Source organism: Paraperlucidibaca wandonensis (genome assembly GCF_042677145.1).
GTDB classification, from domain to species: domain Bacteria; phylum Pseudomonadota; class Gammaproteobacteria; order Pseudomonadales; family Moraxellaceae; genus Perlucidibaca; species Perlucidibaca wandonensis.
The window spans coordinates 1,372,188-1,397,536 of record NZ_JBHTIT010000001.1 but is presented as its reverse complement, the minus strand read 5'-3'; the positions used below and the strand labels follow the sequence as shown (position 1 = coordinate 1,397,536).

Sequence of the window (25,349 nt, the reverse complement as noted above, 5' to 3'; positions counted from 1 at the left end):
TTGAAAACACATAATTAAAGATTTTCATGGAAAGTATAAACAAGAATTTGTAGAAACTAAAACCTATTTAAAAAGGATTGTCATGTCATTTAATACAATTTCAGTTATTGGCTTAGGTTATATTGGTTTGCCAACAGCAGCAATGTTTGCATCGCGTAAAAAGAAAGTAATTGGTGTAGATGTAAATCAGCATGCTGTAGATACAATTAACCGTGGTGAAATTCATATAGTAGAGCCAGAACTAGATTTAATCGTACATTCTGCAGTAACAGAGGGCTACTTAAAAGCAGTAACTTCCCCAGAGCCTGCAGATGCATTTTTAATTGCAGTTCCAACCCCGTTTAAGAACAATGACTCTACAATACCTGAGCCAGATTTAAGCTACATCAAAAAAGCTAGCGAAGCTATTGCTCCGCTACTTAAAAAAGGTGACTTAGTAATATTAGAGTCTACATCACCAGTTGGCGCTACAGAGCAAATGGCTGAGTGGTTAGCGGCAGCTCGCCTTGACTTATCGTTCCCACAAGTTGCAGGTGAAGAAGCTGATGTAAATGTAGCGCATTGCCCTGAGCGAGTATTACCTGGCCATGTAGTGCGTGAGCTGGTTGAGAATGACCGCGTGATTGGCGGTATGACTGCAAAGTGTTCTATGCGTGCTGTAGAGCTATACAAAATATTTGTAGAGGGCGAGTGTGTAGTCGCTAATGCCCGTACAGCAGAAATGGCAAAGCTAACTGAGAACTCATGCCGAGATGTACAAATTGCTTTTGCCAATGAGTTATCAATCATTTGTGATAAGTTAGATATTAATGTTTGGGAGCTTATATCACTGGCTAACCGCCACCCGCGTATAAATATTTTACAACCAGGGCCTGGTGTCGGTGGGCATTGTATAGCTGTTGATCCATGGTTTATCGTTAGTAAAACGCCTGATGAAGCGCAAATAATTCACACAGCACGTAAAGTGAACGATGCTAAACCAGGGTGGGTAATTAATAAAGTGAAGTTGGCGATCGCTGACTTTTTACAAGCGAACCCAACCAAGACAGCCAAAGATGTCACCATTGCGTGTTATGGTTTAGCGTTTAAACCTGATATTGATGATTTACGCGAAAGCCCTGCTTTAAATATTGCTAAGCAAATCGCTGAACTGCATTCTGGAGCTGTTATCGCGGTTGAGCCTAATATTTCTGAGTTGCCAGGTAATGTCAGTGCATTAAAGTTATCTGAATTTGATGTTGCAAAAAAAACTGCTGATATTCATTTGATGTTAGTGGATCATAAAGAATTCAAAGATCAGAAAATGAAAAACAAATACTTAATAGATACTAAAGGAATTTGGTGTTAGATATGAACCACGTATTAAGATTAATTGGTCGTAATAAGCCGCTTTTTAATCAGGATATTAATGCTGTAGAAATTGAGCTTACCAAAGAAGTTTCTCGGTCTCGTTTTCTTGTTTTAGGTGGCGCAGGTTCAATTGGACAAGCTGTAACGACAGAGATTTTTAAACGTAATCCTAAAAAACTACATGTTGTTGATATAAGTGAAAACAACATGGTCGAACTAGTTCGTGATATTCGCAGTTCTTTTGGCTACATCGAAGGTGATTTTCAAGCATTTGCCTTAGATATTGGCTCTGTTGAATACGATGCTTTCATCAAAGCGGATGGGCAATATGATTACATCTTAAATCTATCTGCGCTTAAACATGTGCGCAGTGAAAAAGACCCATTTACATTAATGCGTATGATCGACGTAAATGTGTTTAATACAGATAAAACTATTCAGCAGTCGATAGACTGCGGAGCAAAAAAATATTTTTGTGTGTCTACCGATAAAGCCGCTAATCCTGTTAATATGATGGGTGCCTCAAAGCGCATTATGGAAATGTTTTTAATGCGCAAAAGTGAAGATATGTCTATTTCGACGGCACGTTTTGCAAACGTTGCATTTTCTGATGGGTCACTTTTGCATGGTTTTAATCAACGAATCCTAAAGCAGCAGCCTATCGTCGCACCTAGTGATATTAAACGTTACTTTGTTACCCCACAAGAATCAGGCGAGTTATGTTTGATGTCGTGTATTTTTGGTGATAACCGAGATATTTTCTTCCCAAAATTAAGCGAAGCATTACACCTAATTACATTTGCTGACATTGCAGTTAAATACCTCAACGAGCGAGGCTATGAACCGTACTTATGTAAAACGGAAGAGGAGTCTCGTGAGTTAGTTAAAACGTTACCAGCACAAGGTAAATGGCCATGCCTTTTCACCGAAAGTGATACAACGGGTGAAAAAGATTTCGAAGAGTTTTTTACCGACAATGAAGAACTCGATATGGCCCGTTTTGAGAATATAGGTATTATTAAAAATTCGCTTAAATATGACCATCAGCTATTAAAAGAATTTGAAAGCGAAATAGCTTCAATGAAAAATAATAAAGCGTGGACTAAAGAGCAAATTGTGGCGCTTTTCTTCAAAATGATCCCAAGATTTGGTCATAAAGAGATCGGTAAATATCTTGATGGAAAAATGTAAGCGGGTGTCGTTATTATGACCAAGCAATTTGTTTCGTTTGTTAAAGACCTTTATCAAACTAATGAATTTATTCCATTGCATGCGCCTACGTTTGCAGGTAATGAACAACAATATGTAGCAGAGACAATTAATAGCACATTTGTATCAAGTGTTGGCAAGTTTGTTGATGACTTTGAAAATCATATTGAAATTTACACAGGTACAGCCAAAGCTGTTGCGACTGTAAATGGCACTGCAGCATTACATGCTGCATTGTATATGGCAGGGGTTAAAGCAAACGATATAGTTATAACTCAAGCACTTACATTTGTAGCTACCTGCAATGCATTACATCACATGGGCGCACAGCCTGCATTTGTGGATGTTTCACCTATCAGTTTAGGGTTGTGTCCGAAGGCTTTAGAGTTATTTTTAGATGAGTACGCCGTTTTAACAGAAACTGGGCCTGTTCATAAGGCTACAAAGCAGCGTATTAAAGCAGTGATTCCTATGCACACGTTTGGTCACCCAGTTGAGCTGCATGAACTTATAGCAGTATGTGCAAAGTGGCAAGTTAGTTTAATTGAAGATGCAGCTGAGAGTTTGGGTTCTTTTTATAAGGGTCAACACACCGGTACATTTGGCGACTATGGCGCTATTAGCTTTAACGGCAACAAAGTTATTACCACTGGAGGCGGCGGTATAGTGTTGTGTAAAACTTTAGATGCAGGTAAACGCACTAAGCATGTAACTACAACCGCAAAAGTCCCACACCCTTATGAGTTTTATCATGATGAAGCGGGTTTTAACTACCGAATGCCAAATTTAAATGCGGCACTAGGCTGTGCACAAATGGAATCACTGGGTGCTTTTATTGATAATAAACGTAAGCTAGCATTAATGTATGCAGATTTTTTCAGTAGCTCAGCGTATAAATTTGTTACAGAGCCGGACTACGCAAAATCTAACTATTGGTTAAATGCAATAATTTGCCCAGATCATCAGTCTCGTGAAGCGCTACTAAAAAATTCTAATGCAAATGGTGTTATGACCAGGCCCATTTGGAAATTGATGCATCGCTTACCGATGTTTAAAAATGCGTTTAGAGGTGATCTTTCATATTCTGAATTTATAGAACGTCATTTAGTGAATATCCCAAGCTCACCTGTAAAAAGCTTAGGCTGAGCATAAGTTTATGAAGATTACTGTTTTTACAGGCACGAGAGCTGAATATTGTTTACTTTTTTAGCTTGGCAGTCTCAATAACCAAGTGCAAAGACACTACCTAATATAAATGAAATAATTATAGATGATAAAAGCCCTAGCGGTGGCAGGCCTAAGGTATTTGCCCAATTAGAGGAAAACTTACCTCTTCTCAATAATAGACTGAAGATGCACGCTTTACTCTTAATGGATTTCGACAACGCTTTTCAGGCAAGAATAACCAAGTTCAACCAGTTGCTAACTAACAAAAACTACGCTGATCGTGTATTCATTCTAGGGAAAGACGCCAAAGAAAGCGAAAGCCTTATAAGAACACTTAAGCAAAGCAATAACGAGAAAATTAGCAAGATATTGTTAGAAGACTGCCCAAAAACAGTAGCGCAAGAATGGCTGAACCAACATCTAAACTGTAACCAAAACGAAATTGAACGTATGCGAGAACAAGGAGTTTGTGAGTGGCTTTTCAACCATAAGGATTAATGCATCGCTTATCTACTTTTTGCAATGCTAAAGTCAAGGACGTGAAACCTAATACCAGCTGAATCCCAGTGAATAAGCTAAAGAAGCTTAAAGGCTAGTTAAAGAAATAAATTATGAAAAAAATCGCTGTTTTTACAGGTACACGTGCTGAATATGGTTTGTTGTATTGGTTATTAAAAGACTTGCAACATGACTCTGAGATTGAATTGCAGCTACTTGTTTCAGCCATGCACTTGTCACCTGAATTTGGTATGACCTACCAGCAGATAGAGGCTGATGGTTTTACCATTACTGAAAAAGTAGAAATGCTTTTATCTTCTGATTCAGCCGTTGGTACGGCTAAAAGTATTGGCTTAGGTGTGCTAGGTTTTGCTGATGCTTTAGAACGCATGAAGCCGGATGTATTGGTTGTGCTAGGTGACCGCTTTGAAGCCTTTGCTGTTGCACAAGCGGCAATGATTTTGCGCATTCCTATTGCTCATATTCATGGTGGCGAGATTACCGAAGGCGCTTATGATGATGCCCTTCGCCATGCCATTACTAAGCTGAGTTTATTGCACTTCACCTCAACTGAAACTCACCGTAATCGTGTCATTCAACTAGGTGAGCACCCCAGCCGAGTTTTTAATGTGGGTGCGGTAGGTTTAGACCATTTGCAGCGTAGTAAACTGCTTTCATTAGCTGAATTATCAGCTTCATTAAACTTCAAGCTAGAACAGTCATATTTTTTAGTGACTTACCATCCTGTTACTCTAGCCAGTGAGCCAGCCAAGGCGTCTTTTGAAAACCTACTAAGGGCTTTAGATGCGTTTCCACAGCACCAAATCATTTTGACCTACCCAAATGCTGACGATGGAGGGCGTGAAATTATTCCCGTGCTAGAAGCCTATGCTAAACAACAACCCACCCGAGTTTTAGCGATTCCATCTTTAGGTCATCAACGTTATTTAAGTGCGGTAAAACATGCGGCTGCGGTAGTGGGTAATTCATCGAGCGGAATTATTGAAGTGCCTTCTTTTAAAGTACCGACTATCAACTTGGGTGAACGCCAGCGAGGTCGTTTAGCTGCTGTAAGCGTTTTTTCTTGTCCTTCAAATACAGCCGCTATAATAGAAGCCTTGCAAGAAACATCAAAATACGACCTAAGCCAAGTGTTTAATCCTTATGGTAAAGGTAAGGCTAGCGAAGCTATTCTGGAGCAGCTTAAAGTAGCCGATTTATCCGTAGTTAAAACTTTTTATGATTTAAAAGAGAGCAGTTAATGATCGTTAAAATTATTGCCGAGGCCGGTGTAAACCATAACGGCAGTAAAGAGCTGGCGTTTAAACTGGTGGATGCTGCACATGCTGCTGGTGCGGATATTGTCAAGTTCCAAACCTTTAAAGCTAAAAAACTAGTGACCCAAGATGCCCAGCAGGCTGAATACCAAACCCGTAATACAGGTGTTGCAGAGTCTCAGTTTGCCATGCTCAGCCGCTTGGAGTTGAGTTATGCAACCCACCATGAGTTAGTAGCTTATTGCCAAAAGCTAGGTATGGAGTTTTTATCCACCGCCTTCGACCAAGATAGCCTAGACTTTTTAGTCAAAAACTTAGGGCTTAAAACCCTTAAAATTCCATCGGGTGAATTGACCAATGCGCCCTTTGTTTTGCAACATGCACACACTGGTTGCGATTTAATTGTATCTACCGGCATGGCAAGCTTAGCTGAAGTTGAAGCGGCTTTAGGTGTTATTGCTTTTGGTTTAACCCAGCCGCTTAGCACAGCACCCAGCGAAGAAGCCTTTGCTCGGGCCTATGCCAGCGTAGCAGGGCAGGCTGCACTCAAAACCCATGTAACCCTTTTGCATTGCACCACTGAATACCCAGCCCCTTTAGCAGAAGTGAACTTAAGAGCCATGCAAACCCTTGCTACAGCTTTTGGTCTAACCGCCGGTTATTCAGACCATACTGCAGGCATTACCATTCCGATTGCTGCTACTGCCATGGGTGCCAGCCTAATTGAAAAACACTTCACTCTAAATAAAACTCTGCCCGGCCCTGACCACCAGGCATCGCTTGAGCCCGATGAACTAAAATCCATGGTGCAAGCGATTCGTGATGTGGAATTATCTTTAGGCAGTGGTATTAAAAGCCCTCAACCTTCAGAAATAAAAAATAAAGCCATTGCACGCAAAAGCCTAGTCGTAGCTAAAGCCATTCAGGCGGGCGAAATATTTACAGAGGACAACCTAACCACCAAACGCCCAGGTGATGGTTTATCTCCCTACCAGTATTGGTCGCTGTTAGGTAAGCCAGCTCTACAAGACTATGCTGAAGGTGAGTTAATTAATGGCTAATAAACCTTTGGTTATGCTTGGTGCAGGTGGTCATGCTGCGGTATTGGCAGAAATACTGCTGGAACAAAAACTACCACTGATTGCTGTGGTAGCCCCAGACCCCATTCCAGCCAACAGCCCTTTAGCTGGCTTGAAGCGTATTACCAGTGACGAGCAATTACTGAGCACTTATTCACCTGTAGAAGTTTGGCTAGTGAATGGCTTGGGCTCTATACCCGACAATAACCTACGCTGGTGGATCTTTGAGTTTTTCTCAGAAAAAGGCTACCGCTTTGCCCATGTAATATCTCCCAAAGCTAACCTATCTAACTACCTAGAATTAGCCGAAGGCGTGCAAATTATGATGGGCGTACAAGTACAAACCAATGCCAGCATTGGTAAAAACAGCATTATTAATACCGGTGCAACTGTAGAGCACGACTGCAAAATAGGCGCTCACAACCATATTGCTCCAGGCGTTACCCTAAGTGGTGGCGTAATTACTGCTGAGCAAGTGCATATCGGCACAGGCGCAAGTGTGATACAAAATATTCAAATAGGTGAGCAAGCTGTGATAGGTGCAGGAACAACAGTTGTAAGAGATGTACCAGCTCAGCAAAGAATTATTCCAGCGGCAAGTCGAGTGATAAGCAAAGAGAGCACAAAGTAATGAGTGATTGGAAACGTGTTGTAATTAGTGCTGATGCTACTATTCGCGATGCCATGCGAGTGATTGATCAAGCCGCACTGCGCATTGGTTTGATATGCAATGAACAAAATAAACTATTAGGCACGGTCACCGATGGTGATATTCGTCGTGGCTTGCTAGTTAATTGTGAAATGCAAGATTCCGTTGCAAGGGTGATGAATACTCAGCCCATCACAGCTAAATTAACTAGCGCCCGTGAACAGCGTCTACAGTTGATGGATAAGCATGATTTACTTGCCTTACCCTTACTCGATGAAGCAGGTTATCTAGCAGGTTTAGAGACACTCCACCAAGCATTACAGCCAGCCAAGCGTGACAACCCTGTTTTTATTATGGCCGGGGGCTTTGGTACACGGCTACAGCCTTTAACTGACCACTGCCCAAAACCCATGCTGCGTGTAGGTGATAAACCTATGCTGGAGCACCTAATTAATCAGTTTATTAAACAAGGTTTCCACCGTTTTTATATTTCAACCCACTATATGCCAGAGGTAATTCACAACCATTTTGGTGATGGCAGCAACTGGGGTATTAGTGTTGAGTATGTGCATGAAGATAATCCTTTAGGCACTGGTGGTGCTTTAGGGTTACTTCCTAAAAATTTGCCTAACCTACCGCTTGTGATGATGAATGGCGATGTGCTAACCAAGCTAAACTACGCACAACTGTTGCAGCACCATGAAACTCAAGGCTTTGATGCGACTATGTCCGTCAGAGAAGACGAGCATCGAGTGCCTTTTGGTGTGATCGAGACGGAAGAGCAGCTCATTGTAAATATGGTCGAGAAACCAACCTTCCGTTATAAAGTCAACACCGGTATTTATGTTTTAAATCCAGAAATCATTGCCAAGGTTAAAGTCAATCAGCGCATCGATATGCCTACGTTGTTAGAGCAGGGTAGACAAGCAGGTAAGCGTATAGGTACATACACCAGTTATGATTATTGGCTGGATATCGGACAAATGAAAGACTACCAAAAAGCTCAGCTAGATATAGAAAGGTTGTTTAAATGAAAATCGCAATTATCCCCGCGCGCGGAGGTAGTAAAAGGCTACCAGGAAAAAATATTAAAGACCTAGCTGGCAAGCCCATGATTGCTTGGACTATCGAAGCAGCCTTAGAAAACCAAGTATTTGATCACGTTTTTGTTAGTACAGATGATGAGAAAATAGCCGAAGTAGCTAGACAAGCGGGCGCAAAAATACCGTTCCTGCGTCCCACAAAACTCGCTTCAGATGAAGCCAATACCAACGATGTAGTAACTCATCTAGTTGAATGGTTTGAAAAAGAACATAAACAACAAGCATCTACAATAGCAATTCTGCAACCTACTTCCCCCTTAAGAAACGCACAGCACATAAAAGAAGCTATGCAGCTAATGGAAGAGAAGTCAGCAAAAGCAGTGGTTTCAGTTTGTGAAGTTGAATACCCAATCCAATTTTGCAATAAATTAGGTAAAGATGGCTCAATGGATGGTTTTATTAAACCTAAAGACCTAAAAAGAACTCAAGAGCTAGAACCTTACTATCGACTAAACGGTGCCATTTATATCTTTTTAAAAATTTATGTAGGTAGCTTAAATCAGCTTTATAGCAAAGATACTTACTCTTATGTGATGGGTGCAAAAGAGTCGGTGGATGTGGATACACTGCAAGATTTTAAGTTGGCTGAGTTATTAATTAAAGAAAGGCAGTCTCAATAACCAAGTGCAACGATCCTGACTAATCAGGTAGCTTGTACCGATGCAAATACATTACACACACTTGGGCACAGAAGAGCGAGCCACCCTAATGCTGATGCGCCAAGAGGGTCATTCATTGACCTTCATCGCGCAACAGTTGAAACGATCAGCCAGTACGTTGAGCCGTGGGCTTAAGCGAAATAACGTTGCGTTGAATCAGCGTTACGATGCCGTTAAGCGGGTCGGCGCGCACGAGAAAAAACAATTTATTCCACGCAAAACCAACAAGCTAGCCGCAGGATGTAATCTGTTCGGGATTGCCAGCGGTCTTATAAAACTAGGCTGATCACCTCAGCAAATCAGCGGCAGACTGCGCGACATAATCCTAATCGCGCCGAGATGCACGTGTCGCATGAAACAATTTATACCGCGCTCTATGCCATGCCGCGCGGTGAGTTACGCAAAGAGCTGATACGTTGTTTGCGACAAGGTTATTATGGTCGTCGGAGCCGAGGCCAAGGCGAGGGTCGCCGTGCCGAGCTGCCGAATATGCTCAGCATTCATGAGCGCCTACCTGAGGTGGAAAGCCGCTTAGTGCCTGGGCATTGGGAAGCTGATCTAATCAAAGGCTCTGGCAATACATCCTCGATTGCCACGCTGGTTGAGCGCACAACTCGCGGTGTGATCTTGGCGAAAATGCCTAATGCCACGGCCGAGTCGACCTTGGAAGCTTAACCATGGCACTTAATCGCATCGATGCGCCGCTGCGCCAAACACTGACCTACGATCAGGGCCGAGAAATGAGTCGTCATGTTGAGCTAAACGAGCGTACGGGCATGACTGTGTACTTCGCCGACCCGCATAGCCCTTGGCAGCGTGGTAATAATGAAAACATGAATGGACTGATTTCGCCAGTACTTACCTAAAAGGACTGACCTGTAGGTACACTCTCAGAAGTATCTTTATGCGATTACTCACAGTTTAAACACTAAGCCGCGAGCCGTACTGAACTTCAAAATGCCGATCGAGGTTTATGCGGAAGTAACTGCGGCGTTGGCTGAGTCAGCGTCAGAAACTAAACAATAATGGGTTCGTTGTACTTGGACCTTGAGACCGCCCACTTCAAAATATCAAGGTGACAATTTTGCATAAAAAAATTCTAATTATAGGTGCAGGGCAGCTTGGCAGTCGTCATTTACAAGGTGCTTTACTAAGTGTTAATGCGCTCGATATTATTGTGATTGACCCTTCTGAAAATTCTTTAAATGTATGTCGTGAACGTGCAGAGCAAGTGACGGCAGGGCATCCGAATACTCGAATTACATATCAATGCTATATGCCTTCTGATCTGCAGATTGACGTATGTATTATTTCAACCGCAGCACGATACCGAGCGCAAGTTACACGACAGCTTCTAAGTCATAATGTGGTTAAATATATTATCTTTGAAAAAGTGCTGTTCCAAGCTCTATCTGAATATGATGAGATTGGCACATTACTAACGAGTAATGTGACTAAAGGGTGGGTTAACTGTCCTAGACGCTTGTTTCCTACATATGTAAGTATCGAAACACAACTAGATACATCAATACCAATTGATATGTGTGTAAAAGGAAATGCATGGGGGATGGCATGTAATAGTGTGCACTTCATTGATTTATTTGCATTTTTAATTCACCAGAGTGATATGTCAGTGAAGGATTCTCAGCTTGTTCCTGAAGTCATTGAAAGTAAGCGCCCTGGGTATTTAGAAATCGCAGGGAAACTGACCTTTGTTGCTGGAAAACATTCACTAGTAGTTGAAAGTGGCACTGAAGAAACTCCTGAACTAGTCATAACCTTATCTAATGGCGACGTAACTCACACAATTAACGAAATAAAAGGATCTTGGACGGAAAAAGTTGGTGACACTATTACTGAGCATACACATACAGCTCTTTTTCAAAGCCAGCTAACTGGCATGTGTATTGATGAAATCATTAATACTGATTTTTGTAATTTAACACCTTACGCTGAGTCTTGTGAAATACATACTCCGTTTATTGCGACTTTAATAGAACACATATCCCTGATTTTAAATAAAAAAATAGATGTATGTCCAATCACCTGATTTAGGAAATAACATGATTTGGTTAATTGGTTCAGGCTCTATGTCCATAGAGTACTCAAAGGTATTGGACGGGCTAAATAAACAGTATACTGTGGTAGGTCGAGGGCAGGCTTCGGCAGATACATTTTTCGAAGCAACTGGAAAACCAGTAGTGACTGGTGGTTTAGAGGCTTTTATTAAAAGTTCAGCTTCTGTTCCAGAGGCTGCAATTATAAGCGTTGGAGTTTATCAGCTATATGACACAGCGCTACAGTTGATTGAGTTCGGTGTGAAAAATATCTTGATAGAGAAGCCAGCTGCAGTTTCTTATCAACAGGTGGAAGACTTATGCGCAAGATGTGTGGCGTACAACAGTAATATCTATGTGGCCTATAACAGAAGGTTTTTCTCCTCTGTTTTAGAAGCTAAGAAAAGAATTGCAGAAGAAGGAGGCCCGACTTCTTTTAACTTTGAATTGACAGAATGGGCGCATTTGATAGAAAAAATCGACAAGCCATTAGACGTGTTGAGAAAATGGTTTTTGGCCAATTCTACACATGTTGCGGATCTTGCATTTTTCCTCGGTGGTAAGCCAAAGATGCTTACTTGTTTCACATCAGGGAGTTTAGAGTGGCATCCTGATGCCTCGATATTTGCAGGTGCAGGGGTCAGTCAGAGTGGCGCACTGTTCAACTATGCAGCAAACTGGGAATCTGCTGGACGATGGTCTGTCGAGGTTCTTACAAAAGATCATCGCTATATATTTAGACCTATGGAGCAGCTTCAGGTTCAAAAGAGAGGTCAAATAGCGGTTAATCTGGTTGAGGTCGACGACTCGTTAGATAAAGAGTACAAACCAGGCTTATATAAGCAGGTCAAAGCTTTCCTTATGCAAGACTGTGAGCACTTATGCTCTTTGGCTGAGCAAAAAAAACAATTTAAATCTTTTGAAAAAATGGCTGGATATGAAAGGTAACTACCTTTCATATTTCCTGAACAGCTATATGAGTCTTATTCTATGAACGCACTATTCTTAACGGACTCGCTTGGCTACCCGAGAGTAGACAACCAAGGCACTTCTGCCAGCGAGGTTTGGACTTATACAGTCCGAGATCAAGCTCAGAAAAAAAGTTGCAAAGTTTCTTTTTTTTTTGATATGAAACCTTTTCGGGATACCCGCTCTTTACTTGTTGATGTTGAGAAACACTGTTTAAGTTATTCGCCAGATCTCATTATTTTACAAGTGGGTATTGTAGATTGCTACCCAAGAGCGTTGACAAAAATAGAGTTACAAGTGGTGTCAAGATTGCCTATAATAAATCAACTCTCAAAAGCTTTCGTTAAGAAGTACTACAAAAAATTAGTACGAAAAAGAAACATCGCATATGTTCCTTTAGCAGAATACAAACAAAATCTAATAAAGCTAAAAGAGTTTTTTCCTAAAGCGAATTGGCTGGTAATTCCAATCGCGCCTGCTTCACAATCTTATATGGATGCCAATCCACTTATATCTAGTCGTATTGAAGCTTATAATGCGATTCAGGAAGTGGTGTTTTCTGACGCCTATAAAAACGATATCTATAAAAATTGTGACTTAGAAAAGGTATTTTTAGAAGATAATCATCATTTGTCAAAATACGGTCATAAAATAGTCTCATCTGGAGTATTTCGCCATCTACATAATTACGTATTAAATAAAGATAATTAATTGAATAGAAATATACTATTTTATGGTGGAGCCACTGGGGTCGCTCAAATCTTTTCTTTTTTGGCTTTATTTGCTTATACAGCGATGTTAAAGCCAGAAATGTATGCACTAGTTGCTATATTTGAGACTGTAATACTACTGCTGCAGTCATGTATTAGCGGTGCAATTGACCGAAGTTCTCAGCGTTTCTATCTGGAGTTGGAGCCGGACAAAGTGATTTCAACTTCAGCTTCTATTGCGATTGCTGGGGCGCTGCTTTTATTTCCTCTGACCATAGCCGGCACTATGTTATCCAGCCAAGTTACACTATTTGAATTTGTGATCATATATGTGACTGCAGTAAGTTATGTTCTGCATACAATTGTTATAGTGAAGTATCAATTTGCACAAAGACCGATGGATTATTTTCTTGCTACAGTTGCTAAGTCATTATCTTTTCTAATAGGCTCGATATTTTTTCTATATGTCTTAAAAATGCAGGCACAGTCATTTTTGTATGCAAGCTTGACTTCGGCGTTGATACTATTGGTTATATCGATTTGTGTCACTAAGCCTAAGCTTTCTGCATTAGGTGATAAGGCCTTAGTAAAGGAGATGCTTTCTTACTCTTTACCGTTTGTACCTACTTTGCTAGCGTCTTGGTTTATCACATGGTCTGTAAGATTCTTTATGGTCGGTCACATTCAAGCGCAAGATATAGGTGTTTTTTCTGCAGCACAAAAAGTTGCGATGGTGTTTTTTATATTTACTCAAACTGTAACACTTGTGGCTACCCCAGCACTATTTAGGTTGCTTAAAGATGGCAAAGAAGAACAAGCTAAAAATAATATGCTGTTAAGTATAAAAGCATTAATGATAGTAGCCTTAGGAATCACATTCTTTCTACCCGATATCTTAAGATTAGTAATGAGTGATGAGTATCAAAACATTCAAGGGTATATCACCATCTTAATGTATGTGAACTTTATCGCTGCAATACTTGGAGTGTCAAGCAGTATTCTATTTAGTTATTACAAGAAAACAGCTTTGCAAATGAAAGTGTTTTTGTTTATTGCACTAGTAAGTATTACACTCAATTCAACCTTAATCCCTATCTTCAAAATGCATGGCTTAGTCTTTTCATTACTGATACCTATAACTCTGCTAATTTTTCTACACTTTTACATTGTTAAAACGCAATTATCGTTTTCTGGATTAGGCTCGAAGGTTATGGCTATAGCAGCTATATTTTCTATTCTATTGCTTGTAAGTTATTACCTTAAAGAATTAGGTACAGGAAAATCATTCGTATTATTGTACGAGTTCGGTATTATTTTAACCCTAGGGTTTTGGACTTATAAGAGTAGGAAGGTCGCGTAACTATGTTGAATAAGTTATTTTTGTTGTGCTGTTTTTTTCCTTTCGTCTCACCTTTTCCTATTGGTAGTGATATTCAACCTTTAGCGGGAATTCTCGCAGCGTTTATTGTATTGAGGAAAGCAGTCAGCGAAAAGACGTTTAAACCATTATTGTTGATTGCTTTATTTGTGCCAATATTTCTTTTGGCATATAATAATCCCTTTTCAAGGTTTCTTGAGATTGATGTCGGAAAATTGGTTTCTCTTTCTTTTGGGGCTTTCATTATTGTTGGTTTTTATTATGCAAAGCATGAGCTCTCAAATAAGTTATTTATATGTATAGTAAGTTTTTATTTGCTTTTTACGATCCTACTATTGCTTTTCACAGAGCCAATGATTGCGATACAAAATTTAGTTATTCGCAACACTAATGCTACTGATTATACCTATAGAGGTGTTGCAACTCTTGTCACTGAACCAGGTTTATTCGGTGGTTTATTGGTGTTCTTCCTGATTATAACTGATTATTTATATAAATATAAAAATATGTCTAAAATAACTAAGTATATTATATATGGAATGGTGATTTTTATGTTGCTTATGACCAAGTCCGGAACTGGGTATTTATATTTTATTATATATATTGGCATTAAATACTTTACTGGTGAATATAAACTGCGCTACAAGTTGGCTTTTTTCCCTTTAATTGTTTTAGTTGGTGGCGTAGTATTTCTGTTTGGGCATCAAATTGGTGTTGGTGCATTTGGTCGAGGCGCAGATGTTATAATTCAACTGGCAGATCCTACATCACTAATGCTAAGTGATTCGTCAATCTTAACTAGGGTTGTGGACTTTTATCTGGGACTTGTTTCTATATTTCATTATCCGTTTGGTGTGGGAAATACTGCAGCTCTGAATAAAGCAGAGCAACTTATGGCTGTCACTCCATTTGTGCAAAATTTTTACATGAATACAGGCAAAGCTTTTGGTAGTAATTCCTCATTTACAATGCTTACTATTTCTTATGGTCTGTTATTTTGGTTGTATTTGCTTTTCTTATTTTGTTACGTATCAAATAGTAGTGCTAGCGCAAAATTTTTCGCATTTTTGTATTTATCCGTATCCTATTCGGCCGCATTTCCAGCTATATGGATATTAATAGCTTTACATATCAGAGGGGAGTCAAAAATTTCAAATAGAAAAGATACTGTTAATGAGGTTTCGCAGAAATGATATATGTTGCATTTACTAAAGAGGACTTTATTTGTTTCTCTGAGCTAATTAGTGCTGAGGATATTATTTTGGCATTTACAGATTGCTTTAGTGTAAAGGGTGTTAAGCATGCTTATGATGTATCGGATGCTGAGGTTAATTGGGGGGAACAGGTCGCGTTAGTGAGAAAATTTTTTACGGAGCTTAGTGAGCACAAAGAAGTCGATCTCAATGGTTACGCTAATAACTTTTTTGAATGTTCTATACGTTTGTCTGTTCAATATATAGAATCTTTAAAGCTGCACTCTAGCCAGCACTGCAAAGTAATATTTGCTGATAGGCTCTTTGGAAAGGGTCGTCCAAATTACTACTTATCTGAGCATGAGTCCCAAGGGCAGCTTATGTACAATAGAAAGTTTGCGTTACAAAGCACTGTTGAGAAAGCAGTTGAATCTCTTGGTCTTGAAATAAAGTACCTTAGCCGCAAGTTTAATTATCAGAAGTTAAGCAATACGCTTCGAGATACGGCGGTTTTTTCAATGAGACTTTTGCAAGCTTTGCGAGCAAATTTGACACAAAAACAACATATGTCAATAGAGCCGTTAGAAATAACTCCTTTTTATGCCGTGCTCAGAACTCAAGCACAGTTTTTTGCTGTAAAGCAAATTTTAGAATCTTCAACGATTCCTTTTACTATTATTTGTGCAGATACTTTTGTTCAGCGTAAATTATTTTATGTTGTTAACGAATGGGCCTGTAGTCAGAGTTTAATCAGAGTTGTAAAGCTACCTGAAGCAAATTTTTGGTTAACGATAAAAACATACCTAAAGACATTCTATCTTTCTATTAAAAGCTGTAATAAATTATTTAGCGGTGATGGTTTTACTGTTAATGTGAAGCAAGCTTGTAGAGAAGTAATTATAATGTCTGCTGATCTAGAGTTGTACCAGAATAGGTTAGCAAGGCTCCTTCCTATCGGTCAAAATAATAGTGTTTTTCTAACGTGTGAGCAAAAATCCCCCCATGCTTACACAGAGATTAATGTGGCAAAAAATAAAGGTTATAGAACAATTCAAGTTATGGCGTGTGATCAAGAGGCTAACGATTTGCCATTGCCAGCTGTAGCTGATATTTTCTTGACAGATACTTTAAAGAGAAAAGAGTTGTTTGAATCGAGATGGTCAAGTAAAACTTCTAGCTTAAAATATTTAGGGCCAATCAGGTTAAGTGAAGAGAAAACTGTAAAAGTAACCAATAAAAATGAATTTGAAGTATGTTACTTTTCTCATGTAACAGAGATCAATCAAAATAAAAAAATAATTCAACTTTTAGAAAAAATCAAAACTCAGTCTAAATCTTTTAACTATTGCATTAAGGTTCATCCAAGAGATTCAGGAAGCTGGTTAAAAGGCTCTTCAGTAGATGAAAACATAGTGTTTACATCGTCAAATATTACCAATGATGAGCTTTATGAAAAGTTTAAAATAGCAATCTCTAACCCAAGTGCGGTTGTCATGGAGTTACTTTGTCATTTTAAGCCATTTATATTTATTGATACAATTGAAAGTTATAAAAATATAGATTTTGTGAGTTGTGATGAAATGTATGCAGGGTATACAAAAAGTATAGATGCAATACCTGAGCTTTTAAGTGATAAATATGATTTATATTCAGAGGTAAGAGATTTGCATGCTCGAGTTTTTGGAAGCTCAGTAAGTGCTGTTAGTCAAAGAGATTTAGTTTCAATTTTTGAATGTAGAAGTTAATTATATGTGTGGATTAAGTTTTTTTTATAGCAAATCAAAAAGTTTTTCAAAAGAAATTCAAGAGAGTCTCGAATTAACTATTCACAGGGGGCCTGACTCAACGGGAGTTTATGAAACAGAGTATTGTGATAGTTTTATAGGCTTGGGTCATAATCGTTTGAGTATTATTGAGCTGTCTGATGCTGGAAGTCAGCCAATGCATAACGATAACGGATATTCAATAATTTTTAATGGTGAAATTTATAATCACAATGAGTTGAGATCTAAGTTAAAGGCAAATAATATTAGCTTCAGAGGTGGCTCTGACACCGAGGTAGCACTTCAGCTGTATATTGAGTATGGTTTAGAATCATTTTCAATGCTTGAGGGTATGTTCTGTATTATTATTTTGGATAAAGTAAATAATAAAATACACTTAGCAAGAGATGCAATAGGCATCAAGCCTGTTTATATCTCTAGTAATGATTTCGGTATATTCGCAAGCTCTGAAATTAAAGGGCTTAAACCATATCTAAATAATGAGCTTAGTTTTGACAAGAATGATATTTATGAATTTTTTAATACAGGTTTCTTATATGAGCCTGCTACAGGCTATAAAAATATAAAAAAATTAATGCCCGGGCATGTTTTAACTATTGATATTGCGAGTGGTAACAAAGTCACAAAACTTTATAAAAAGCTGTCTGCGTATAATAACAGTAATTCATTTGCCAATAAGCTAAACCATTCGATTTCAAATCAATTGATGGCCGACGTACCTTTAGGTGTATTTTTTAGTGGTGGAGCTGACTCGAGTATATTGGCAAGTATGTCAAATGATGCCGATCTTTTTTTTGCTGAATATTCTGCGGATAGTTCTGCCGACATAGATAAGAAATACTCTAAACTAATCGCGGAATATCTCAATAAAAAATTAATATCTTACAAGTTTTCAGATGACGACACCGGGGTTGATGATTTAATTCGTCAGGTTAAATTTGTAGCAGAGAATACAGAGGAGCTTATTTCTGATTATACATTTTGGGCCACTTATCAGCTTTCAATGGCTGCTAAAGAGAGCGGTTATAAAGTTATGCTAAGTGGTATGGGGGGAGATGAAGCTTTTGCTGGTTACCCGAGATATCATATTTTAAATAAACATAGCTTTTTTAAATTATTAAATCCGTTGTTGAAATTTTTTTTAAAGTTTAACGTATTCCCTAAAAAACTAGATAAGAAATTTGAAAGACTTGTTTCTTATACTGATGAGGATAATTGGGGTGTTGCCTATTCTCGACTACTTGGTTATTTCAGTCGAACAGAGCTAAAAAGTCTATTTAAAGAAAAGGAAGGTTTTCTTTTTGCAAATTATAGTGCTAAATTAGTTCAAATTATTAAACAGTTTGAAGGGGATTTTAACGATAAGGTCAAGTTGGGCCAGCACATGGACAGATCTGGGTTTTTAGCGCACAATTTAATGGTATCCGATAAAGCTAGTATGTTAGCTAGTATTGAATTAAGAGTTCCACTATTAGATGAAGCGCTAGTTGCTCATGGATACGCTTCTAATTCTGCAAATTTAATTGATTTAAAGGCCACAAAAAAGCCACTAAAAAACTTTTTGAAAAGTATTTTACCCAAAAGTTTAATAGAGCGATCAAAAACAGGATTTAACCCTCCTATAGACACTCTTATTGACAAGATTGGTCAGAATAGGCTTAAGCAAGAGGTCTTAGGAGTTGAGCGGTTTATCGATGAAAAATTCGTTTTGAAATTAATAGATGAACATTTCTCACAAAAGAGCAATAATGCTTATAAAATTTGGCAGATCTTATACTTCAAGTATTGGGTATCCAGTTTATAATTATTTTTATCTTTCATTCTTATATTTCAAAATTAAAATTTAGGATCTATTTTTGTTAAATTATTTTTTTAAGCTCTATAATACTATCAAGCCATTAAAGTTTGAGCAACTCTGGTTTCGACTTTATTATCGAATTAAAAAAACTGAAGTTATACCTACCAAAACTTTTTTATCTAATTATGTATGGGGCTGGAATGGCCCTAGCTTATATGAGCAAAGTATTTTTGAATATGGTCGTGTCAATTTTTTATCTTTAGATGGCGTAGTTAACTCTAGTGAAATTTGGAATGATACTGGCCAAGAAAAGCTTTGGTTGTATAATCTACATTACTTCGATGATCTAAGCTCCGTTACTTATCAGGAGCGAGAGTCTATACACTATTCTTTTATTAATCGTTGGATTGAAGAAAACCCACCTTGTTTTGGAAATGGCTGGGAGCCATACCCGCTATCACTAAGGTTGGTAAACTGGGTTAAATGGTTTAGTAAGAAGAAGGGTGTTGAGCAAAGGTATTTAAATAGTATTGCACAGCAGGCTAGTGCACTATCTCAGCAACTTGAATACCATATTTTAGGTAATCACCTATTTGCTAACGGTAAAGCTTTGACTTTTGCAGGTGCTTACTTACTAGGTGAAGAGTCCGAAGGTTTTTTAAATTTAGGTTTAAAGATATTAGATAGAGAAATTGACGAACAATTTTTAGCTGATGGCGCTCATTTTGAATTGTCTCCAATGTACCATGAAATTCTACTTTTGGATTTACTTGAACTAATTGATTTAGCAAAAACGAGTCAAAATGTAAATTTATTAGATCGCTTAAATAACTGGGAATTAGTGGCTAAAAAAGCACTTTGTTGGCTTAAGACAATGATTCACCCTGATGGTGAAATCAGCTTTTTTAATGATGCGGCTATAGGTATCGCAGCAAGTCCTGCTGAAATTTTTTCCTATGCAAGTAAACTAGGTATTGATTATCAAGTGCCATTAAATATACTTACTACTAATCATGGCAGTGGCTATAGTCGGGTGCAGAATGACACTTACACTCTTTTATTTGACCACGCAAACGTTGGGCCCGATTATCTACCTGGGCATGCTCATGCTGACACTTTAAGTTTTGAAATGTCAGTTAGTACTCAACGTGTTTTTGTTAATTCAGGTACTTCACTTTATGGAATTAGTAAAGAGCGATTAAGACAGCGTGAAACTCCAGCCCATAATACAGTAGTTGTTGATGGGCAAAGTTCTTCAGAGGTTTGGTCTGGTTTTCGTGTTGCTCGTAGAGCTTATAGTTGCCTAATTAAAGCAGAGGAAAGTTCAGGTAACGTTGTACTTTCAGCATGTCACGATGGTTATAAACGACTAAAGCAAAAAGTGACTCACACACGAACAATAAGTGCGTTAACCGATACTTGCATTATTATTGATGACTTATCTGCTAAAGCAGCAGCTGAGTTTAATTTACATGTTCATCCAGATGTAGATCTTAAGCAAGTTAATCAAACATGTTTAGAGTTAAGTCTTGCATGTAAAAGCAAAGTTATTTTAGTGAGTTCACATGCTTACTTTATTGAAGATAGTACGTGGCATCCAGAGTTTGGTACAACCATTCCAAACAAAAAAATAGTTATACCATTTAATAATGGTCAATTGATTACAGAAATAAAAATTCAAAAGGAATAGCTTTGAAAGTATTAGTGCTCTCATTTTATTACGCTCCCGATTTGTGTGCAGGCTCATTTAGAACTACAGCTTTAATAGAGCAGCTAAAAAATAACTCCGATGTTGAAATTGAAGTTATTACAACTTTACCAAACCGGTATGCTAGCTTTGAAGCTGAAGCGCAGGAGTTAGAGCAAACTGATAATGTAACTGTTAGGCGAATTGCTTTACCTTCGCATAACAGTGGCATGCTTGATCAAATTAAGTCTTTTGCTGCTTTTTATAAGCAGGCTAACAAACTTGTCTGTGGTAAAAAGTATGATTTAGTCTTTGCAACAAGTTCTCGTTTATTTACCGCTTTTTTAGGGGCGAGAATTGCAAAGCGAATTAATGCGCCTCTTTATTTAGATGTACGCGATATTTTTGTTGATACGCTAAAAGATGTGTTAAACCCCAAAGTAGCTTTTTTACTAAAACCTATTTTGACATTAGTAGAAAACTATACATTTTCAGCGGGAAGTCATATTAACCTAGTATCAAAAGGATTTGAAGGATATTTTGTTAATCGATTTAAAAATGCAAGCTATTCATGGTTTACAAACGGTATTGATAAAGAGTTTTTACACACTGAATCGCCAATTGAATTAGAGTTAAGCAAGCCAAACACGTTTACAGTATTATACGCAGGGAATATCGGTGAAGGTCAGGGGTTAAGTAAAATAATACCTGAGTTAGCTAGGCGAGTTGGCCCGAAATATCAGTTTAAAGTAATTGGTGATGGAGGTAGAAAATCCGCGCTGGTTGAGGCTAGTAAAGGGGTTGCTAATATTTCTTTTCACCCGCCAGTAAGCCGTGAGCAATTAATCAAAGAGTATTTAAGTGCCGATATTCTATTTTTACATTTAAACGATTACCCTGCATTTGAAAAAGTTCTACCTTCAAAAATATTCGAATACGCAGCTATGGGTAAGCCAATTTTAGCTGGGGTAAGCGGTTACGCTGCTGAATTTATAAATTTAGAGGTTGATAACGCTGAGGTGTTTTATCCAAGCAACAAGCAGCAAGCGGTCGCATCACTTGCTACTTTGAAGCTTGGGCAAACGAATCGAGATGGTTTTATTAAGAAGTACACACGTAAAAATATTATGATAGAAATGGCAAAATCAATTATTAGTTATGGTGATAAAAAGTGAAGCGCTTATTGATCACTGGTTACTCAGGTTTTGTTGGTAATCATTTAGCTGAGCTGTTGCAAGGAAACTATCACGTAAATTTACTAGGAAGAAAGCCGTCAAATTTAGGTAACTTTTTCAACCATAATCTTGATTCAACATCTACTTACGCTGATGCATTAGAAAATGTTGATGTAGTTGTTCATTGCGCTGCAAGAGTCCATGTTATGGATGATAAAGCTACTGATCCACTTAATGAATTTAGAGCCATAAATACTCATGGAACACTTAATTTAGCTAAGCAAGCAGTACAAGCTGGTGTTAAGCGCTTTATATTTTTAAGCTCCATTAAAGTTAATGGTGAAGGTACGACTAACCAAAACCCTTATACAGCACTAGATACCCCAAGACCTGAAGATCCGTACGGTATATCTAAAGCCGAAGCTGAACAGCAGTTATTAACGCTAGGTAAAGAGACTGGGATGGAAATAGTGATTATTAGGCCGCCCCTTGTTTACGGTGAAGGTGTTAAATCAAACTTTGGCTCACTAATGCGTTTTGTAGGCAAAGGTTTTCCATTGCCGTTTAGAGCGATAAAATGCAACAAGCGTAGTTTAGTATCTGTTTATAACTTGGCTGATCTAATTAAAGTGTGTATTGAGTGTCCTAAAGCAGCAAATCAAATATTATTAGTCTCCGATGATAATGATCTATCAACGGCTGAAATGGTTTCTTTAATGGCAAAAGTACAATCTAGGAAAAACTTAGCTTTGCCTGTGCCTGTTTGGTTCTTTAAATTGGCGGGCAAGTTAATTAATAAGAATGATATTATTGATAGACTGACAGGTTCTCTCCAGTTAGATATTACTCACACAAAAAATTCGCTTGACTGGAAACCACCATTTTCAGTTGAGCATGGGTTTACATTAGCAGCAAAAAACTTCAAAAAATTAACTAATGGATTTTAATTCATGCGCTTACTTGATTTTATTTTTTCACTAGCTGGTTTGGTATTTGGCTTCCCCGTGCTGTTAATTATTTACCTCATTGGCCTATTCGACACTGGCTCACCCATATTTCGCCAAGAGCGCGTAGGCCGTAACCAAAAGCCTTTTACGCTAGTGAAATTCCGCACCATGTCGGTAGATACCGCCTCTGTCGCCAGTCATTTAGCTTCATCCGCTAGCATCACCAAGCTTGGCGGCTTTTTGCGCAAGACTAAGCTCGACGAGCTGCCACAGTTGTGGAATGTATTAACCGGCGACATGAGCTTAGTTGGCCCGCGCCCTGGCTTGTTTAATCAAACTGAGCTTACCGCCGAGCGCGAGAGCCGTGGTGTGTTTGCTGCACGCCCAGGCATCACCGGCTTGGCACAAGTCAACGACATCGATATGTCTACGCCACGCTTGCTGGCCGAAACTGATGCACAAATGCTGGCTGAGCTCTCGGTCAACAACTACTTCCGCTATATACTGCAAACCTTGACAGGCAAGGGGAGCGGGGATCGTGTGCGTAAATAGTCACTTGTGGGTGAGTGCCAATGCCTAAATCCAAGCCTGCTCCTAAACACGACTGGCTAAGCTGGCTGCACCAAGCGCCGCGCCGCGCCAAGCAGATTGTGCTGCTACTGATCGACATTTTTATGTTGCCAGTGTTGTTCACGCTGGCACTCAGTGTGCGCATGGGCGAGCTAGACCTACCCAGCAAAGCGCAGATGCTCGACATCCCGCTCATGATCATCCTCATGATCGTCTGCGCCTTGTTCACTCGTGTGTATAGCGCCGTGGTGCGTGCCTTCGATGAGCATTATTTGCAATCAGCACTATTTGCCAGCATTAGTTGGGCAATGCTGCTCTGGGTAGCCGCTAGCGCTGGCATCACCCACACCTTGCCGCGCAGCGTCATCATCATCACCGGCGCCTTGCTCATGCTGCACTTCTGGGTCAGCCGCGCACTCATTCGCACTGTGCTTTTTGTTTTGCTCAAACGCCGTGAGCAGCACACTAATCTCGCCGTTTTCGGTGCTGGCCAAGCCGGTCGCCAAATCATGGCCGCTGCCGCTGGCATGGCGCAGTACCGCCTCACTGGCTTTTTCGACGACGACCCAGAGCTCATTGGCACCCGCATCAACGGCTTGCCGGTGTGGTCGGGCCGCCAAGCTCAGCGCTTTATAGAGCGCTTAGATATCGACGAAGTCATTGTTGCCATGCCTTCGGTGAGCCGCTCTCGCCGTCGCGATATTATCGATAGCTTGCAGAAAGCCTCTGGCGAGCGCGACATACACATTCGTATGTTGCCCGGCCTTGACCGTGTGATGTCTGGCGATATCTCGCTTAATGATGTGCAAGACATCGACATCCTCGACTTGCTCGGGCGCGATGCTGTGCCGCCAGATTTAGCGTTGTTTCGTCACCACGTCGCCGACCGCACGGTGCTCGTAACAGGCGCGGCAGGCTCTATTGGCTCTGAGTTATGCCGTCAGCTGCTCACCGCCCGCCCAGATACTCTCGTCCTGTTTGATCACAGCGAGTTTGGCCTCTACAGCATCGAGCGCGAACTTCGTGCCAGCTTTCCCGATGCCACACTGGTGCCGATACTCGGCAGTGTCATGGACCAAGCCCGCTTAGAACGACTGATGCGCCATCACCACGTGGAGACGGTCTACCACGCTGCAGCATACAAACATGTGCCCTTGGTTGAGGCCAACCCGTTTGAAGGCGTGATTAATAATAGTCTGGGCACCTACCACACGGCAGTGGCCGCACGCGATGCTGGCGTTGAGACATTTGTGCTGGTGAGCACCGATAAAGCCGTGCGCCCGACCAATGTGATGGGTGCCTCTAAGCGCTTGTCTGAGCTGGTGCTACAGGCCTTGGCCGCCGAGCCGATAGTGCCTGGCACCTTGGGTACTTGTTACGCCATGGTGCGCTTTGGCAATGTGCTCGGCAGCTCAGGTTCAGTCGTGCCGCTATTTCGTAAACAGATCAGCCAGGGTGGTCCGATCACACTGACTCACCCAGATATTACCCGCTACTTCATGACTATTCCTGAGGCTGCGCAGCTGGTGATTCAGGCCGGCGGCATGGCCAAAGGCGGCGAGGTGTTTTTGCTGGAGATGGGCGAGTCCGTACGCATCTTAGACTTAGCACGGCAGATGATCCGACTTTCTGGCCTTAGCGAGCGTACTGTTTCACAGCCCGATGGCGATATTGAAGTTGTGTTTACTGGCCTTCGCCCTGGCGAGAAGCTTTATGAGGAGCTGCTCATTAGCGATGAGGGAATTGAGCACACCGACCATCCGCTTATTTACAAGGCACATGAGCGCTTTTACCCGCTGTCACGCATCGAGGCTTTGTTTGCGGAAATAGAAGAGTTGGCTTTAATGCGCGACACCATCGGCCTGAAGCAATTGCTGCTGTTGAGCATCCACGGCTATAAGCCTGACTTCGCGGCTGAAGATAATTCTGGCTGCCTGGATGAGCGCCCCGAGGATGCCATGTCGATTGCTGCCTTTGAGGCCGAACTAGACCTGCCATACAATGAGTCGCAGGTGACACCGGTTTAGTTATTTTCGATCGATAGCGTTCTCTGCTCAGGCCAGTTTGGGTTACCTTACTGGCCTGAGTTG

At 40.1% G+C, this 25,349-nt stretch carries 21 protein-coding genes and 1 pseudogene; all 22 read left to right on the top strand.

Annotated features, from left to right (window positions below):
• Positions 1–82 precede the first annotated feature (82 nt).
• Positions 83–1,348, top strand: coding sequence for a UDP-N-acetyl-D-mannosamine dehydrogenase (wecC, locus tag ACFQ0F_RS06515; protein WP_379070385.1), 1,266 nt, complete (start codon positions 83–85; stop codon positions 1,346–1,348).
• Positions 1,349–1,350: 2 nt separating this feature from the next.
• A complete protein-coding gene (locus ACFQ0F_RS06510) occupies positions 1,351–2,541 on the top strand; it encodes a UDP-N-acetylglucosamine 4,6-dehydratase (RefSeq protein WP_379070382.1) in 1,191 nt (396 codons plus the stop codon).
• Positions 2,542–2,556: 15 nt separating this feature from the next.
• The gene (locus ACFQ0F_RS06505; protein WP_379070379.1) at positions 2,557–3,705 is read left to right on the top strand and encodes a LegC family aminotransferase; all 1,149 of its coding nucleotides are present in this window, start codon (positions 2,557–2,559) and stop codon (positions 3,703–3,705) included.
• Between the two features lie 207 nt (positions 3,706–3,912).
• Positions 3,913–4,224, top strand: a complete 312-nt coding sequence (locus ACFQ0F_RS06500; protein ID WP_379070376.1) for a hypothetical protein — start codon at positions 3,913–3,915, stop codon at positions 4,222–4,224.
• Between the two features lie 113 nt (positions 4,225–4,337).
• Positions 4,338–5,486: a UDP-N-acetylglucosamine 2-epimerase gene (gene neuC, locus ACFQ0F_RS06495; RefSeq protein ID WP_379070373.1), complete on the top strand. Its 1,149-nt coding sequence runs from the start codon at positions 4,338–4,340 to the stop codon at positions 5,484–5,486.
• Positions 5,486–6,562: an N-acetylneuraminate synthase gene (gene neuB, locus ACFQ0F_RS06490; RefSeq protein WP_379070370.1), complete on the top strand. Its 1,077-nt coding sequence runs from the start codon at positions 5,486–5,488 to the stop codon at positions 6,560–6,562. Before neuC ends, neuB begins: the two co-directional genes overlap by 1 nt.
• Complete coding sequence (locus ACFQ0F_RS06485; protein WP_379070367.1) at positions 6,555–7,211, top strand: acetyltransferase; 657 nt, start codon at positions 6,555–6,557, stop codon at positions 7,209–7,211. Before neuB ends, ACFQ0F_RS06485 begins: the two co-directional genes overlap by 8 nt.
• Positions 7,211–8,263, top strand: a complete 1,053-nt coding sequence (locus ACFQ0F_RS06480; RefSeq protein ID WP_379070364.1) for a nucleotidyltransferase family protein — start codon at positions 7,211–7,213, stop codon at positions 8,261–8,263. Before ACFQ0F_RS06485 ends, ACFQ0F_RS06480 begins: the two co-directional genes overlap by 1 nt.
• Positions 8,260–8,952 (top strand): pseudaminic acid cytidylyltransferase, encoded by a 693-nt coding sequence (gene pseF / locus ACFQ0F_RS06475; protein ID WP_379070361.1) that lies wholly within the window; start codon positions 8,260–8,262, stop codon positions 8,950–8,952. Before ACFQ0F_RS06480 ends, pseF begins: the two co-directional genes overlap by 4 nt.
• A gap of 46 nt (positions 8,953–8,998) precedes the next feature.
• Positions 8,999–10,017 (top strand): annotated as a pseudogene (locus tag ACFQ0F_RS06470) (IS30 family transposase).
• Positions 10,018–10,075: 58 nt separating this feature from the next.
• The gene (locus ACFQ0F_RS06465) at positions 10,076–11,041 is read left to right on the top strand and encodes a Gfo/Idh/MocA family oxidoreductase (protein WP_379070358.1); all 966 of its coding nucleotides are present in this window, start codon (positions 10,076–10,078) and stop codon (positions 11,039–11,041) included.
• A gap of 13 nt (positions 11,042–11,054) precedes the next feature.
• On the top strand, positions 11,055–11,996 hold the full coding sequence (locus ACFQ0F_RS06460; RefSeq protein WP_379070355.1) for a Gfo/Idh/MocA family oxidoreductase: 942 nt from the start codon (positions 11,055–11,057) through the stop codon (positions 11,994–11,996).
• 42 nt (positions 11,997–12,038) lie between these two features.
• Positions 12,039–12,728 carry a hypothetical protein gene (locus ACFQ0F_RS06455; protein ID WP_379070352.1) on the top strand — a complete coding sequence of 230 codons (690 nt, stop codon included), beginning with the start codon at positions 12,039–12,041 and terminating at the stop codon, positions 12,726–12,728.
• Positions 12,729–14,087 carry a lipopolysaccharide biosynthesis protein gene (locus ACFQ0F_RS06450; RefSeq protein ID WP_379070349.1) on the top strand — a complete coding sequence of 453 codons (1,359 nt, stop codon included), beginning with the start codon at positions 12,729–12,731 and terminating at the stop codon, positions 14,085–14,087.
• A 2-nt stretch (positions 14,088–14,089) separates the two neighbouring features.
• Complete coding sequence (locus tag ACFQ0F_RS06445; protein ID WP_379070346.1) at positions 14,090–15,298, top strand: hypothetical protein; 1,209 nt, start codon at positions 14,090–14,092, stop codon at positions 15,296–15,298.
• Entirely contained in the window at positions 15,295–17,043 is a 1,749-nt protein-coding gene (locus ACFQ0F_RS06440; RefSeq protein WP_379070344.1) for a hypothetical protein, read from the top strand. The genes ACFQ0F_RS06445 and ACFQ0F_RS06440 overlap by 4 nt, the downstream gene beginning before the upstream one ends.
• Positions 17,027–18,886: an asparagine synthase (glutamine-hydrolyzing) gene (asnB, locus tag ACFQ0F_RS06435; protein WP_379070341.1), complete on the top strand. Its 1,860-nt coding sequence runs from the start codon at positions 17,027–17,029 to the stop codon at positions 18,884–18,886. The genes ACFQ0F_RS06440 and asnB overlap by 17 nt, the downstream gene beginning before the upstream one ends.
• A 52-nt stretch (positions 18,887–18,938) precedes the next feature.
• Positions 18,939–20,570: a heparinase II/III family protein gene (locus ACFQ0F_RS06430; RefSeq protein WP_379070338.1), complete on the top strand. Its 1,632-nt coding sequence runs from the start codon at positions 18,939–18,941 to the stop codon at positions 20,568–20,570.
• 2 nt (positions 20,571–20,572) lie between these two features.
• On the top strand, positions 20,573–21,742 hold the full coding sequence (locus ACFQ0F_RS06425; protein ID WP_379070335.1) for a glycosyltransferase family 4 protein: 1,170 nt from the start codon (positions 20,573–20,575) through the stop codon (positions 21,740–21,742).
• On the top strand, positions 21,739–22,689 hold the full coding sequence (locus ACFQ0F_RS06420; protein WP_379070332.1) for a UDP-glucose 4-epimerase family protein: 951 nt from the start codon (positions 21,739–21,741) through the stop codon (positions 22,687–22,689). The genes ACFQ0F_RS06425 and ACFQ0F_RS06420 overlap by 4 nt, the downstream gene beginning before the upstream one ends.
• A gap of 3 nt (positions 22,690–22,692) precedes the next feature.
• A complete protein-coding gene (locus tag ACFQ0F_RS06415; protein WP_379070329.1) occupies positions 22,693–23,241 on the top strand; it encodes a sugar transferase in 549 nt (182 codons plus the stop codon).
• Positions 23,242–23,261: 20 nt separating this feature from the next.
• The gene (locus ACFQ0F_RS06410; protein ID WP_379070326.1) at positions 23,262–25,286 is read left to right on the top strand and encodes a polysaccharide biosynthesis protein; all 2,025 of its coding nucleotides are present in this window, start codon (positions 23,262–23,264) and stop codon (positions 25,284–25,286) included.
• Positions 25,287–25,349 lie beyond the last annotated feature (63 nt).